Genomic DNA, 16,258 nt, shown 5'->3' on the forward strand with positions numbered 1-16,258 from the left:
CCCAAAATAGTGAAGATCCCCCGCAATGCTGCGGGGCAAGCATTCACCTCCGCAGGCTCCGGTTCAGGATGACGGATCAAGTGATGTCATTCCATTCTCTGTAAGTGCCAAATTTTAAAAACTCAGCATGACATATCAATCGCTGCCATTTGCTTTTCTTTACTTTTTCCCTAATGTTAATATCTCATAATTATTGCTGATATACTTCATGGTTTGGATTACCCCCTGAGATCAAATAAGCCATTAAATCCTTTAATTCTTCCTCATTCAGTCTATTGATCAGTCCCGGCATCATGATGGAAATTTCGGAGAGTTTTTTACTTGTAACTTGTATCTTTGGAATCTCTCTTAGGTTCTGAGAGTCAAAGGGATTTTGTGAGATGTAGTATTTCTCCCTATCCTCATTGGTCAGTTTGCCCAGAACAGAGCTGCCATCTTTAAGGTAGAAAATGGTTGAGGCATATTGGTCACTGATTACCGCATTGGGATTGATAATGGATTCCAGAATATCTTTTGGGGAAAACCGGGTGCCCAATTGGGTCAGGTCAGGACCGACTGCTCCGCCTTCCCCCTGCATGCTATGGCAGGATTGACAAAGTGTGGCGGCATACATGGCTTTGCCCTTTACCAAATCCCTTCCTTTTAAATCATCCATTAATGCCAAAGCTTCATCCACTTTCCAGTTTCTGCCAGGGCCCTGTGGCTGAATCGCTGAAACCACCAGGTCATTTCCGCTTCCCGTAAGCAAAGAAGCTCCTGACAATTCATTGTAATAATCGAAGTCCACGGGATCGACTTTGCTCAAAGCCATTTTCCTCGCCCGATCAATAAAGCCCACATAACTTCGGCCACCTTTGTATTGGAAAGCATCATGGATCCATTTGAAATAAGCTTCTCTCAATTCAGGTGTCCAACCTGCTTTGGCACCCCCCAAAACAGTCGCGTAGTAAGATTGCTGGGCAGGTGGTACATTGGCCAACATATCTGCAATGTCAAGGCCGTATTGTGGGTTTCTAAGGATTAGGTCTGAGGAAGAGGTGAAGGTCTTTTGGTAATCCGGATCATCTTTGGCTACCCTGAGTTGGGCCACGATTTTCTCTATTGCATCAGGTGCCTCAATATATACTAGAATTTTGCTCAGCGACCTGTCCAGTTCATTGTTTCCTGAGGGGAATTTTGGATTCAGCATTGCGGCCAATTTTCCTTTCAATTCATTCGAAGGCATGCCCTGTCGGTACAGGCTCAATTCCACTGCCCTGAGAAGATTGATTTGATCTGTTTTGGATAATTGACCTAAATCTATAGCCATTAGGGCGTCAAGGATCCTGTTTTGAAGTTTTTTGTCACCGTGTCGGATTAGGGCAATCATGGATTGGATCAAAGTTTTCGGATCTTTTTCATTCAATGCCTTCTCCTGCCATTCAATGACCGGTTGGTGTTCTATGACAATGCGCGCCGCATATTGGATGAACCTATCCTCATCTTTGAGGTAGGGCCAAGCAGTTTCTACTGCACCTGCTTTTGGTCCACCACTATGAAAGGTTTCCAGCATCCTTCTTGTTTGATGTGCTTCCGGTAGGGTAGAATTGGTTTTTTTTATGCCTACATCTTCCACTTTTCCGGCATAATATACCCTGTAAACATCCGATTGTAGTCTTCTTCCCCCTGTCATAAAATACATTGCCCCATCAGGACCTATGGCGCCGTCAGTCAGTGGAAGGGGGGAACCTGAAATAAATTCTTCTGCCGTTGCGGAATAGGTCGCGCCGGAGGGTTCCAGGAAAACAGCATAGATGATACCGAAACTCCAATCAAAGGCAAATAAGGCTTTTCGGTATTTTTCAGGGAAATTAGACCCAGTACCGAACATTACATTGGTCGGGGAACCCTGACCAATATTTAATATAGCGGGCAAATTATCCGGATATTCAGGTGACCATTTTTGATTTCCTGTTCTCCAACCAAATTCGCTTCCACTCGTGACATGGCAAATACGGGTAGGCCTGTACCAAGGCATTCCAAAATCCCATTCCATGTCCGAATCATAGGTAAAAAGATCCCCATCTTCATTGAAGGCGATATCATACGCATTTCTAAAGCCGGCGCTGATCATTTCCCAATTTTTCCCCTCGGGATCGATCTTGGCTATCCAACCTCCCGGTGCCATGCGGTTGTTGGCATGCCCCCTTGGATCTTTGATGACAGGGAAAATATTGTCTTCATCCCAAACCTTGGGCAAACGGTAAGCATTCATTTCCGGGACATCCACATGATTCCCTGCTACCAGATAAATGGATTGCTTATCAGGGGATACAATCATACTGTGGGGACCATGTTCTCCGGGTTCACCCTCAAGGGCTTTAAGTAGGGTGATTTTATCGTATTGGTCATCACCATTGGTGTCCTGTAAGCGGTAGAGTCCGGTCCCTTTGTCAAAAACATCGTTTGGATTATGATTGACCGTCACATACAGGCTGTTGAATGCATACAATATCCCTTGTGCAAAGCCCATCCCCAACTTGGTTTCATCAGTTCCTATTTGCAATTTTTCCACTTTGGGATTCAGGTCTTCAGCACCGATAGGAGGTATCTCAACCCTGTAAATTGCCCCAAATTGGTCTGTGGCAATCATCCTCCCCATGTCATCGAATGTCATTCCCACCCAGGAACCCTGATCATTTTCCCCTGGGCTGTAGATGTGCTCGGCCACAAAACCCTCAGGGAGTTTCAGTTTGGCTATTTTTGGATGGATTAAAGTTTTTTCTTCCTCCTTTTTACCACAGGAAAAAAACAAGCCTAAGGTGATCAGGAAGATGAAGGATTTCAAAATTGATTTTTTTGTGCACATAGGTTTTTCGGTTATCAGGGACTTGTTGATTGAGATTTGATTATTTAAGTTTTCAGAAGGTCAAATTCTACTTTTCCATGTCCATCAGGAGTTGTATAAAATGGCCTTTTTTCAATCATGAAATGGGTATCTGCGGGGATGCCCAAGGCATGGTAGATAGTCTGGTGGATGCTATCGATTTTAATGGGTTTTTCTATGGTCTTACAAGGCCTTTCATCGGCTGTTTTGCCATAAACATGGCCCCTTTTGATCCCGCCTCCAAACATCAGAATAGAACAGCCGTCAGTAAAATGTCTGTGCATGCCATAATTCTTCATGTCTTCGATGATTTCAGGCACTTCCACCTGATCCTGGACCTTTAAATCAGGGCGCCCTTCGGTCAACATATCCCTGCTGAATTCACTGGCTACAATTACCAGGGTTCTTTCCAATCTACCCGTTTCATCCAGGTCTTTGATCAATTGGGCTATGGGTGCGTCAATTAATTTTTTCATGTCTTTCAACCGGGTGTGGCCGTTGTCATGGGTGTCCCAACCAAAAAATGGTTCATATTCGGTGGTGACGCTGACAAACCTAGCCCCTTGGTTGACCAGCCTTTTGGCCAGCAGGCAGCCTAAACCAAATTTCCCGGTGTTATAGATGTCATAACTTTCCCTGGGTTCTTGGCTTAAGTCAAAGGCTTGCGCTTCAGGAGAATTCAATAGGATATAGGCTTGCTCCATGGATCTTTTGAGGGATTCTCTTTGGTAATCACTTCCAAATTCTCCCATGGGGCTTTCTTTGATGAGGTTTTCATAAAGTTGGTTCCTTGCTTCAAAGCGCTGAAGAGACATCCCCACCGGCGGCCGGACACTTTCGAGTCCTGAACTTGGGTCTGGGATTAGAAAAGGCCCAAATTCAGATCCAAGAAAACCGGCACTGTGAAAAGCCTTGAGTTCTTCTCCTTCCCCAACTGTAAATCTTTGGCCGATATTGATAAAAGGTGGGATGACGGGGTTCAAGGGGCCCAATGTTTTGGCGATCCATGAACCGATATGCGGAACTACCACGGATTGGGGCGGTTCATAGCAGGTGTGCCAATGGTATTGGTGTCTGGTATGCAAAATATGTCCCAAATCTGCCGCTACATAAGACCGTATCAAAGTGCCACGGTCCATAATTTTCCCAATGGATTCCAATCCTTCTGAAAAATAAATACCGTCCAGCACGGTGGGAACAGCGGGGAATGTACTGAGGACTTCACTGGAATGCATCCCTTTTCGAAAGGCAGTATGTTTTTTCGGATCAAAGGTTTCCGTGTGTGCCATTCCACCAGCCATGAATAGCAGAATGACGCTGTCAGCAGAAGAAGGGATTGGATTATTGGATTGACAGGATGAAAGTAAACCTGAAATAGGAGATCCCATAGCCATGGTTGCCATCGCCGCTGCGCTGGTTTTCTTTAAAAAATCTCTCCTCTTCAAAAGTTCATTCATGTGGGTTAATGGTTTTGATTTTTTAGTCTAGTAAATTATCTGAAATTCAGGAAGTAACAATACCGCCCAAAAAAAATCCTGAATTTGTTCTGGCTTTGGTTGGTCACCCAAAGCCTCTTTTGCAATTTTCTTTTCTTTTTGGCTGGGTTTTCTAAGCAGAAGTTTTTGATAAAATTCCTCAGCGATCAATTCCCCGTTTTTGTATTTCTCCTGCCATAGGAAGGCACCTTTTTGAAGTACCTCATAAAGCCTTTCACCATTGGTCAGTTCCAGGGCTTGAAGAAGGCTGGCCTGATCATCCCTGGATGTGGTCACAATTTCTCTGTTAGGTCTTCCCAATGCAGTGAGGAAACTGTTATTTGCCACCAAGGATGACCTGACAAAATGGGGAGGGGATTGTTCATTTTTAGCCAATTGGTAAGGATTGTATTTTAGATCCTGTTCATTGAACATAGGAAATATGACCTTACTTACTGCATCGGAAAACTGTTCTGCTGTTATTCTCTTTCGGGCGATGCCTGTGAAGATGTAATCCTCAGCCATCAATAAATCCGGGCTTTTAATTCCCACTGAAGCAGATTGATAGATTTTAGAGCTGGCAATCTGGTAAATTAGTCCCTTCAGGTCATAGCCTGAGTCTACAAATTCAGAAGCAAGCCAATCCAGTAAATCCTGGCTCCAGGGGGCATTGTCCATTTCATCCACAGGTTCTACCAATCCTCTGCCCATTAGCTGTTTCCAGACCCGGTTGACAATCGTCCGGTACATCCTTCCGTTGGCAGGCTGCACCAAATTTTCCGAAAGTTGCCGGAGTTTCTCGGCTCTGCTGGCCAAACTGTCAATTTCCCCCAATGCTTCCCATAGGATTTTTGTGGAGGCCATTTTTCCGGTTGGCTGTTCACATCGGCTGATTTCCAATGTAGTGTCCGCAAAAATGTTGGCAAAGGCATAAGCCTGATCCAATTTCCAATCTGAAATAAAGCTGTCATGGCAAGAGGCACATTTGAGGTTTAAGCCCAAAATCACCTGTCCAACATTTTGAGCAGCCTGCATTTCGGTTCTTTGGCTTGCATTCACAGTTCCCCTCCAACGGATGCCTTCAATAAAGCCTTTGGATTTTTCATTTGGATAAAGTAATTCTTTGACAAAAACATTGTAAGGTTTGTTGTTCAAAAGGGACTGGTACAACCAATCAGAGATATTGAACCTTCCATTTGTGATATAACCGGTACCGGTGTAGTCATTTCTCAAATGATCATTCCAAAAGCTTAGCCAATGCATGGCATAATCCTCATTTCTGCTGAGCAAGGTCTCTACCAAAACAGCGCTCTTGTCCGGTCTTGGATCCTTTGTGAAAGCATCCAAATCTGCCGGATCGGGCAGTAGGCCTATCATGTCAAGGTATAATCTTCTTACGAAAGTCTTATCATCTACGCCTTCAGGCCAGGGCAATCCTTTTTTCTGAAAATAGTCATAGACAAATAGGTCCACAGGGTTTGTCAATCCTTTAACTGCCTTTGGCAGGGAGGGCCTCCGTGGAGCTAGGTCTGCCACCCTGTATATACTGGGGTTGGCGGCATTATCAGGCCAAGGGGCTCCTTTTTCCACCCAAATGCTGAGCAGGGCAACTTCCTCTTTGCTCAAGGGATTACCTTTGGAAGGCATGACCTCTTTGTGGTTTTGGGGGAGTTTGATCCTTCTGATCAACTCACTTTTTTGTGGCGATCCGGCCACTATTACTGCTCCCGACTTTCCACCTTTTAATGCAAATTCCTTAGTATCCAATCTTAAATCCCCTTCAATCTTGGCGCCGCTATGGCACTTGTAGCAGTTATGGGCAAGGATGGCCCTTATTTCACCGATCAATTTAAGTTCGGAAGATGGAGTAAGTGCCCCTCCTTCTGATTGGTAATCGGCTAAATCAAAATTACTGGCCGGATAAGTAGAAGAAGCTTCGCTCCAGGGTAAAGTGCTGGAAAGAAAATCTTCTCCATGGGTAAGGGAAGCACCCAAATGACCGGTGATGATGATCCCGATAAGGGTGATGAAAAGAGTTGCCCTATAATATTTTAAATATTCCAGCCTATTTTTTAATGCGACACTGCTCCAAATCCATAACAAAACGAGGCATGTGGTTGCCGAGATGAATCCAAAAAGCTGGTGTTGATCTAAGAGATCACCTGAAATATTTTCGTTTCTGGCCAACTGCCATCCAAAAAAGGCAGAAATAAGTGCTGAGAAAATACCACCAAGGAGGATGGCATTGATGCCGGGTCTCCATTTGGATGGGTATTTCCCAATGGTAAACAGTTCTAGGAAGGCAGCAAAAACCAATAGGGCAATAGGAAAATGGACCACAAGGGGATGAAGCCTGCCAAGGAATTGCCAAAGCCAGAAATTTTCTGCCATCATAGGTTATTGTGGGCCATTTTTTTGAGACGAGGACCTGAAAAGTCAATATATAATTTTCTGCTTTTTTTTACAAATAACTGTCCTGTACCCACCTGTTTGACAGGGAACCAGAGGTAATATGGTAGGTAAACTTGCTTTACTGTTAAAATCCTAAAGTGAAGTTCCGCTAAGCTCTTATCTTCGAGAAGCTAAAAGCCCTACGAAACTTATTTTTACCACTTGCCATCAATTTTTTTTGCATTTCATGGTAAATCATTAAATTCCAGTTAGGTTAATCCATTTCCGAGGCAGGTAAATAAAGGAAAGATTTCTTTGAATATGTAGGAGGTTGTCCCTTTATACCTTTCTGGAGCAGGACATGACCATTGACAAATTTATGATCTTTAAGAATGAGAAACCCTCTAATAATCCGCAATAGAAAATTGCTAAAAACCTTGGCCTTTTTGGTTTTTTTTGACTTTGGCTTTCCAATGCTCCCAAAAAGAAAGTATTAATTTAAAAAAAGGCGATCATATTATCCTTATTGGTAACAATCTGGGTTCCAGAATGATGGAATATGGGCTTTTTGAAACCGAAATGCATGTTCGCTACCCAGATAGTTTGCTATACATTCGCAACATGTGTGACGGTGGCAATACGCCAGGTTTCAGGCCGCATTCAGGAAGGGTATCTCCCTGGGCTTTTCCCGGTGCTGAAGAATTTCAGACGGAATTTGCCAATTTTTCAGACAGCCAGGGGCATTTTGAAACTCCTGATGAGTGGTTGTACAGGCATAAGGCCGATATCATTCTGGCTTTTTTCGGATTCAATGAGTCTTTCCAAGGTGAGGAGGGACTTGAAAATTATAAAGCCGAGCTGGATGCTTTTATCAGGCATACTTTGCAACAAAATTACAACGGAAATACACCGCCCCAATTGGCCATTATTTCACCTATAGCATTCGAGGATTTATCTGATATTAAGGATTTACCGAATGGGGAAAAGGAAAATAAAAACCTGGAGTTGTATACTTTGGCCATGAAGGAGGTCGCAGGGAAACATAAGGTTCTTTTTGTTGATGCATTTACCCCTTCAAAAAAATGGTATGCTTCCAGCGCGGAACCTTTAACCATTGATGGTTCCCAACTGAATGAGCAGGGTTACCAAAAATTGGCGGTTTTGTTGGCAGATCAGGTGTTTGGTAAAACTAAAGCCAAGGCGGCCCAGCATAGGGACCTGATCCATGAGATGGTAATGGAGAAAAACTGGATGTGGCATAATGATTATAAGATTCCCAATGGGGTCCATGTATATGGGAGAAGGTATAAACCGTTTGGTCCGGATAATTATCCCTACGAACTTGAAAAAATAAGACAAATGACGGCCATCAGGGATGAGGCCATCTGGAAGGCATCAAAGGGGGAAAGGATGGACCTCGCAGAGGCTGACAAAAACACGATTGACATACCTCCTGTAGAGACCAATTTCAATCCCCAACAAAATGGCAGTTTGACTTATTTGTATGGACAGGATGCCTTGGATCAACTAAAGGTACCGGAGGGGTATAAAATAGAGTTATTTGCCTCTGAAGTGGAATTTCCGGATTTGGCCAATCCGGTTCAGATGAGTTTTGACAATAAAGGCAGGTTATGGGTTGCCACATGTCCCAGCTACCCCCACTACAAACCCGGTAATGCCAAGCCCAATGACAAAATCATCATTCTGGAAGATACTAATGGGGACGGGAAAGCGGATAAGCAAATTGTATTTGCTGATGGGCTTCATCTTCCTATGGGATTTGAGATAGCACCGGAAGGGGTTTATGTTTCCCAAGGTACCCATCTGAAAATTCTAATAGATACCAATGGAGATGACAGGGCGGATAAGGTGGAAGTTTTGCTCAGTGGTTTTGATGACCATGATACACACCATGTGATTTCTGCTTTTGCCGCTGATCCCTCCGGGGCAATTTATATGGCGGAAGGGGTTTTTCTTCACTCCAATGTAGAGACATCTTATGGGCCGGTTCGTGCCACCAATGGAGGGTTTTTCCGGTATAATCCTTCCAGGCACCATTTGGAAAGGACCGCACAATTGGCCGTTCCAAATCCCTGGGGGATTGCATTTGACGAATATGGGCAGAATTTCTTTGCAGAGACTTCGGGACCGGATGTGATGTGGATGATGCCGGGAACAGTTTTGCCCAGGTATGGTGAAGCTACCCATAAATCCTACAATTTGATTGAGGAAGCCCATAGGGTAAGACCAACATCAGGGTTGGAATTTGTCTCGAGCAGGCATTTTCCTGATGAAGTCCAAGGTGATCTTTTGATCAATAATACCATTGGTTTTTTAGGCATGAAGCAACATGCCATTGAGGATGATGGGACCGGTTACAAAACCCGTCACCGATTGGATTTGGTAAAGGGAAATGACAGGAACTTCCGCCCGGTGGATATGGAGTTTGCACCTGATGGTTCGCTCTATTTTATCGATTGGCACAACGTGCTGATAGGCCATATGCAGCACAATGCAAGGGATCCGCTAAGGGACCATGTTCATGGAAGGGTCTATCGCATTACCTATCCTTCCAGACCATTGGTGCAGCCTGCCAAAATACATGGCGCCAGTATTCCGGAACTTTTGGACAATTTGAAATTGCCTGAATTAAGGACAAGGTATAGGACAAGAAGAGAATTAAGGGGTCGGGATGCCAATCAGGTTTTGAAAGCCATTAATACCTGGACCGCCTCTTTGGATAAAAATGAGCCTAAATATGAAGCCTATCTTTTGGAAGCTTTATGGGTAAGCTGGGGATTAAATAAAGTGGACCAGTCTTTACTTAGGCAATTGCTTCAGGCTGAGGATTTCAGGGTCCGTGCGGCAGCGGTCAGGGTTTTGAGGTACACAGGTCATCAGGTCAGGGATCAGGCAGAGCTTTTGATGCAGGCAGCAAGGGATCATCATGGCAGGGTGAGATTGGAAGCCATTACTGCAGCATCATGGCTTCCTAAAGAAAAGGGTTTACCGATTTTAGCAGAAGCAGAGAAAATGCCCCTGGACAAGTGGATGGTGCATGCCCATGAAGCTGCAGTAGCCCATATCAATGGAATTTCGGTAAGAGAAAAAAAAGAAGAGGAGGTTAAATCTAATTTAACAGGCGCAGACTTGGAGTTGTATCTTATGGGAAAGGAAATTTATAATAGGGACGGTTTTTGTGTTACTTGCCATCAGCCTGATGGAAGAGGTCTTTCGGCTTCCCAATTTCCACCGATTGTTGGTACCCCTTGGGTTTTGGGAAGCGAAGAAAGGTTGATCAAATTGGTCTTGAAAGGGCTTTTGGGCCCTATGGAGGTGTTGGGAAGGGAATATCCCGGACAGGTCCCCATGACCCCCTATGAAGGCATGCTCAACGACAATGAAATTGCCGCAGTGCTTACTTATGTGAGAAATTCTTTTGGAAATCAAGCTCCAGCCATAAGACCGGAAAAAGTTAAGGAAATCAGGGCTGCTGTTGCTGACAAGAAAGGCTTTTATTCCCCAGCAGAATTATTGAAAATACATCCTATGGAAAAATAAAGTAAAAAAAATGGGAGGGATTGATTTGGGAATGTAAGACGCTAAGGGGATTGAAACAGTTTGATTTGACTTTGTCCAAAGAAAGAGATGATGAAAAAAACAGAGGTATTTACTTGTTCCATATTTTTCCTCTTAGGGATGATGGCTTGTAATCAAGGGCAAAAAAGTCAAGTTTCCGAATCTGCCGGTTTGTCCGTGTTTATTCTTTCTGAATCAGAACTTCCTGATTATGAAAAGGAAATTGATCACCAGGGACTGATTGAAGCCTGGGGGGATAGGCATGGGGAATCACTGAGAACAGGGGAGCACATTTATAACAATATTTGCTTCAATTGCCACGGAAATACCGATCAGGAGGGATCATTGCCCACCGCTTTTAAATTTTGGAAGGATACTTTTAAAGTCGGTAATGACCCTTTTTCCATTTACCAAACCCTTACAAGGGGCTACGGGTCTATGCCTCCCCAAACCAATTTAACACCGGTGGAAAAGTATGATATCATCCATTTTATCAGGGAGACCTTTTTGTTGGAAAATAATCCAGGACAATATTTTGATATAGATTCCACCTATTTGGCCAGTCTTCCGGCTGGAAGGAATATGGGACCTGCCCCGAAGGAATTCAAGCCCTGGGCTGAGATGGACTACGGCAACTTTTTGGTCAACACTTATGAATTGGTAGGGCTGAACGCTCCTCCAAGAGAAAGGTCTTCCGGACCTTCCCCCTTGCCTGATGAGAATTATGTCAATGCCAATTTTGCCTACAAAGGGATAGCGGTAAGATTGGATAAAGGGAAGGGAGGCATTGCTGCGGGAAAAAGCTGGATGATGTTTGATCATGACCTGATGAGGGTTGCCGGTGCCTGGACAGGAGAGGGATTTATTGATTGGGAAGCCATCTTGTTTAATGGAAGACACAATATTTCCCCACGAACGGTGGGTGATCTCCATTTTGAGAACAGGGTAGGGCCAGGTTGGGCCAACCCAAATACCGGTACTTTTGATGATCCCAGGTTTATGGCGAGGGACAAAAGAAAGTTCGGTCCTTTGCCCAGAGAATGGGCACACTTTAAAGGAATGTATCAATTTGCTGATCGCCTTATCCTTTCTTACACTGTTGGAAATTCCTCGGTGTTGGAAACCTTTGGTTTAGAATCCTTGGACCAATTTCCGGTGTTTACAAGAACCCTGAATATTTCCCCCTCAGATAGGAAATTGAAGATGAGGGTTGCGCCCAAAGGAACTGCAGTTTCCTTGATAGGCAATGGGGCTCTCCTTAAGGAAGAGGGTGATTTTATCCTAATGGAAGTTCAGCCCTCTGTACCCGCGAAAATTAAATTATTGATCGGTAAAGCCGGTATGAAGGGCTTAGAAGCATACGCAAAACAATCATCAGCACCAGAATCTTTAAAGGCTTTTACCAAAGGAGGGCCTGCCCGCTATCCCCAAAAATTAAAGAGTACCATTGCAATGGTAGAGTCTGATGGGCCTTTTCAAGTAGATGTTATGAATCCGCCTTTTGACAGTCCTTGGAAAAATCAGTTTAGATTAAGCGGCATTGATTTTTTTAAGAACCCCAATCAAGGAGTGGTTTGCACCACAGATGGTGATGTGTGGTTTGTAGAAGGTTTTACGGCTAAGTCAGGAGAGTTGACATGGCAAAGGATAGCCTCCGGGCTTTTCCAACCCCTCGGGATAAAAGTGGTCAATGGAGAAATTTTTGTCACCTGCAGGGATCAACTTGTCCGATTACATGATTTCAATGGGGACAGAGAAACAGATTTTTATGAGAGCTTTAATAATGACCATCAGGTGACTGATCATTTTCACGAATTTGCGATGGGGCTTCAGACTGATAAAGAGGGTAATTTTTATTATGCCAAGAGTGCAAGGCATGCCAGGGAGGCGCTGGTGCCCCAACATGGTACATTGATAAAAGTAAGTAAAGATGGGAGAAATTCAGAAATTATAGCCCATGGATTCCGGGCAGCAAATGGTGTTTGTCTCAATCCTGACGGAACATTTATTGTTACTGACCAGGAGGGTCACTGGAATCCTATGAACCGCATCAATTGGGTGAAAAAGGGAGGATTCTATGGGAATATGTTTGGGTATAATCCTCCTGCGGACAGTACTGACTTGGGAATGGAACAGCCTTTGGTTTGGGTGGAGAGAGACCGTGACCAATCACCCTCTGAATTACTTTGGGTGGAAAGTAAAAAATGGGGAGCTTTAAATGGTAAGTTGCTGAATTTATCTTACGGTTACGGAAAAGTCTTTGTAGTACCATTTGAAAAAATCGGGGATCAGGTACAGGGAGGGATTTATGAGTTGCCCATACCCAGATTCTCCACAGGTATTATGCGGGGTCGTTTTAATCCAGGAGATGGTCAATTATATGTTTGCGGTCTCTCTGCCTGGGGCTCGACACAGCCTCAATTGGGTGGGCTTTACAGGATTAGGGCCACGGGAAAGCCGATGCATGTTCCTATTGGAATTCAGGTTATGAAAGATGGGCTTGAATTGACCTTTTCGGAAAGTTTGGATATAAATAGTGCAAAAGAATTAAATAATTATTCTGTAAAAACTTGGGACTTGCTTCGGTCAAGAAAATATGGTTCTTCCCATTACAATGTCCAAACATTGGAAGTTTCAAAAGCCGATATATCCAAGGATGGAAAAACCCTAAAACTGAAGATTCCAAACATCCAACCCACCTGGGTAATGGAAATCCAATTCAATCTAAAAAGCGAGAAAGGTGAAAGCGTTGAAGGATTGATTCAGAATACCATTCACAGGCTAGGAGAAAGTTCAATCCTCTAAAAAATAAACTATGAAAAACCTACCATTCAAATTCGGCGCTGAGGTCTATACCTGGTACATGAACAACAACGGGGAAACTTACAAAGACCGATTGGGGCATATGATCGAAATCATCGCTCAGGCTGGTTTCAAAGGAATTCAACCTATCTTTACTTGGATGGGGAAGTTAAGTGACCCTGTTTTGTTGGAGGAAAAGTTGAAGGAACAGGGGATTGAATTGGCAGCTGTAGCTTTGGCTTTGGACTGGAATGGCACCGAAGAAACAGATGAAGAGAAAAAAGTGGCAGACAATGCCATAGACCTGCTGAAGAGGTTTCCTGGTTCGGTACTTTGCACGGTTCAGATTCCTACAGGCCGTCATGATTTAATTCAAAGGAGAAAAAACCTAATCAATATCGTAAACACGGTTTCCAGAAGGGCAAAAAACAGGGGAGTTGAAAGCAGTTTTCATCCCAATTCACCGCATACTTCCATTACCCGGACTGAGGAGGATTACAAAGTGATTTTGGAAGGTTTGGACCATTCCGTTACCGGATGGTGCCCTGATGTTGGGCATATTATCAATGGAGGAATGGATCCTTTGGCCAAAATGAAGGAATATCAGGCTATTATCAACCATGTGCATTATAAAGATTGGAATGGGAATCCCGAATTCACCCTTATGGGCAATGGCAAAGTGGACTTTTTGGGTATTACCCAATGGTTAAAAGATATAGGTTTTGGAGGATGGATTATCTGTGAGGATGAAGGAGAAGAAGCCCTGGAAGATCCGGATTTTGTCACGCTCCATGATGGGAAGTGGGTGAATGAGGTATTGGTGAAGGGCTTGAGGTAGAATCTAGAGAAGAGACATGATAGATTAGAGACGAGAAGCGAGAGATTGGAGATATGAGCCAAGAAACAAGAATCAAGAATCAAGAGGCAAGAAGCAGGATAACTATTTGAAGTGAATAATACCAATAACCCTGAAAGGATTGAACCTTGAATAGCCCCACGTAAAACGTGGGGTTAAATAGATTTTTGTGTCAAATCCTCAACCCTGAAGGAGTTGAATATTAATAAATTAGGCGCGAAAATTATCATTGAAAATAATTGCACAAAACAAAAAATTGATTCTTTTTAAAACAAACAAACCATTTCTATGCCAACAATAAACACCAACGGAACCAACATCTACTTTGAAGAAAGGGGTTCGGGGGAACCCTTGCTTTTGATTATGGGTATCACAGCCCCGGGTTCGGTCTGGGAAAAGCATGTGGCCCATTGGGCCAAATTTTTTCGATGCATCCTGGTGGACAACAGGGGTGTTGGAAAATCCGATAAACCTGCAGGCCCCTATACTTCCCTTCAGATGGCCAAGGATTGTATTGGGATTTTGGATTATTTAGGCTTAGGAGTAGTCAAAGTGGCCGGAGTTTCTATGGGAAGTATTATTGCCCAACAACTTGCTATCCATTTCCCTTCAAGAGTCAAAGCTATGGTCCTGATGTGTCCATGGGCAAGATGTGACAACACCGCCAAGGCTATTTTCCAGCATATGAAGGATTGCAAAGCAAGGTTGAAACCAGAGGAATTCAGCGTTTATATTCAGTTGTTGATTTTTTCAAAACAGTCCTGGGATGATGAGGATTTCTATCAATCTATATTGGAAGACCGTAAAAATGCAGCCTTGGATCCAAATCCACAGCCCTTGATAGGTTTGGAAGGACAGGCTGAAGCCTGTATCAACCATTCTGTTTTGGAGGACCTGAAAGAAATAAAATGCCCTGTTTTTGTACTTGGCGGAGAAGAAGATGTTTTTACGCCGGTATGGATGACCAGGGAAGTTGCCTCAGCCATCCCCAATGCCAAATTGCATATCTACCCAAAAAGCGGTCATGCTTTTCATTGGGAGAACTTGGAGGATTTTAATGAGCGGGTGAGGGAATGGTTGGGTGGACAGCCTTGATGTAGGGCCTGTAATCAATATTAGGAATAATCGAGAGCCCCAAGCAATACATTTTCTCCATTAAATGATTTTATCCATTATCTGATTAAGGGTAAATTTCAGGATTGGGTTCAAAGCCCATGCTTTGCGCCCATTTCCCTAATCATTCGGTACCCATTTTCTGCCATATCCCAAGGCTCGGAAAACTGCCTCCAAACACCAATAGAATTGGCAAAATCGGGATCGTTTCGTGTAAAGCCTTCTATGGTCAGCCATCCTTTGTATTGAATTTCGGCCAATGCTGCGAAAGTTTCGTCCCAGGGGACATGTCCTGAACCGGGCGTGCCACGGTCATTTTCACTGATATGGAAATGCGCTAATCGTGGGCCGATTTTTCGGATAGCATCCCCCATTTTTTTTTCTTCCATATTGGCATGATGGGTGTCAAACATGGCCCTCACATTGGGATGATTGACCTTTTGCAGCAAATGCCCCAGTTGCTCCATGGTATTACAGAGGTAGCATTCAAACCGGTTCAATGCCTCTGGTGCGAGCAGCATTCCAGCTTGGGCCGCATACTCCCCTGCCTGATGGAGGATTTCAGCGCTTCTTTCGTATTCTACTTCCTGAGGAGCAGCTTTCGAAAAAGTGGCAAAAGCAGAATGAATGGGGCCGCATAAGACCTGCGATCCCAGGTCATGTGACCTGTCTATGATCCATTTGATTTTATCTAATCCTTTTTGTCGGACTGCTGCATCAGGGCTGATCAGATTTTCTTCGGGGCTAAGCACAGAGACGGTAGTAACTTCCAAGCCAATTTGTCGGCAATAGTCCCCTATATTTTTATAGGCCGCTACATCTGTTGAACCCACAAAAAATTCCGCCCCATCATAGCCGATTTTCTTGAGTCTTTCCAGGATAGGTTTGAGCTCATCTGACATGTTGGCGGACCAGGCCAAAACATTGAATCCGATTTTATTCATTGGTTATTGGATTAAGGTTATTGGTTAATTAGCGGAATCGAAGACTTTACTTGAAATTTAAGGATAAATTACCCCTTTTCAATAGCTTTTTCAGTAATTGATGTAGCCTTTCTTTCATTTCCTGAAACCCTACTTGGTACCGCGATGCTTGGGCAGGCTATGGTTATTTTTACCTGGTTCATTCTGTCATCCCCTAAATACCATTGACCGTTTTGGTTCATAAATCATTAGT

Annotated in this window: 9 protein-coding genes; 4 read left to right on the forward strand and 5 right to left on the reverse strand. The window is 43.8% G+C overall.

Annotated elements, in window-relative coordinates:
- Window positions 1-190 precede the first annotated feature (190 nt).
- Genes BC751_RS09995 through BC751_RS10005 form a run of 3 tightly spaced genes read right to left on the reverse strand, consistent with a single transcriptional unit; the run spans window position 191 to window position 6,735 of the window.
- The gene (locus BC751_RS09995; protein WP_130275409.1) at window positions 191-2,848 is read right to left on the reverse strand and encodes a c-type cytochrome; all 2,658 of its coding nucleotides are present in this window, start codon (window positions 2,846-2,848) and stop codon (window positions 191-193) included.
- Between the two features lie 44 nt (window positions 2,849-2,892).
- Complete coding sequence (locus BC751_RS10000) at window positions 2,893-4,323, reverse strand: DUF1501 domain-containing protein (RefSeq protein WP_130275410.1); 1,431 nt, start codon at window positions 4,321-4,323, stop codon at window positions 2,893-2,895.
- Between the two features lie 27 nt (window positions 4,324-4,350).
- Window positions 4,351-6,735 carry a DUF1549 domain-containing protein gene (locus tag BC751_RS10005; protein ID WP_130275411.1) on the reverse strand — a complete coding sequence of 795 codons (2,385 nt, stop codon included), beginning with the start codon at window positions 6,733-6,735 and terminating at the stop codon, window positions 4,351-4,353.
- Between the two features lie 576 nt (window positions 6,736-7,311).
- On the opposite strand from BC751_RS10005, the gene BC751_RS10010 reads away from it, so the two are divergent.
- From BC751_RS10010 to BC751_RS10025, 4 genes are all read left to right on the forward strand, one after another.
- Entirely contained in the window at window positions 7,312-10,293 is a 2,982-nt protein-coding gene (locus tag BC751_RS10010; RefSeq protein ID WP_242617426.1) for a PVC-type heme-binding CxxCH protein, read from the forward strand.
- Window positions 10,294-10,380: 87 nt separating this feature from the next.
- Window positions 10,381-13,116: a DUF6797 domain-containing protein gene (locus tag BC751_RS10015; RefSeq protein ID WP_242617427.1), complete on the forward strand. Its 2,736-nt coding sequence runs from the start codon at window positions 10,381-10,383 to the stop codon at window positions 13,114-13,116.
- 10 nt (window positions 13,117-13,126) lie between these two features.
- A complete protein-coding gene (locus BC751_RS10020) occupies window positions 13,127-13,951 on the forward strand; it encodes a sugar phosphate isomerase/epimerase family protein (RefSeq protein ID WP_242617428.1) in 825 nt (274 codons plus the stop codon).
- A 306-nt stretch (window positions 13,952-14,257) separates the two neighbouring features.
- Window positions 14,258-15,064, forward strand: a complete 807-nt coding sequence (locus BC751_RS10025; RefSeq protein ID WP_130275413.1) for an alpha/beta fold hydrolase — start codon at window positions 14,258-14,260, stop codon at window positions 15,062-15,064.
- A 110-nt stretch (window positions 15,065-15,174) separates the two neighbouring features.
- On the opposite strand, the gene BC751_RS10030 is transcribed toward BC751_RS10025, so the two are convergent.
- On the reverse strand, window positions 15,175-16,026 hold the full coding sequence (locus tag BC751_RS10030; RefSeq protein WP_130275414.1) for a sugar phosphate isomerase/epimerase family protein: 852 nt from the start codon (window positions 16,024-16,026) through the stop codon (window positions 15,175-15,177).
- 68 nt (window positions 16,027-16,094) lie between these two features.
- Entirely contained in the window at window positions 16,095-16,247 is a 153-nt protein-coding gene (locus BC751_RS21910; RefSeq protein WP_165389823.1) for a hypothetical protein, read from the reverse strand.
- Between the last annotated feature and the right edge of the window lie 11 nt (window positions 16,248-16,258).

The organism is Cecembia calidifontis (assembly GCF_004216715.1).
Taxonomy (GTDB): Bacteria; Bacteroidota; Bacteroidia; order Cytophagales; family Cyclobacteriaceae; genus Cecembia_A; species Cecembia_A calidifontis.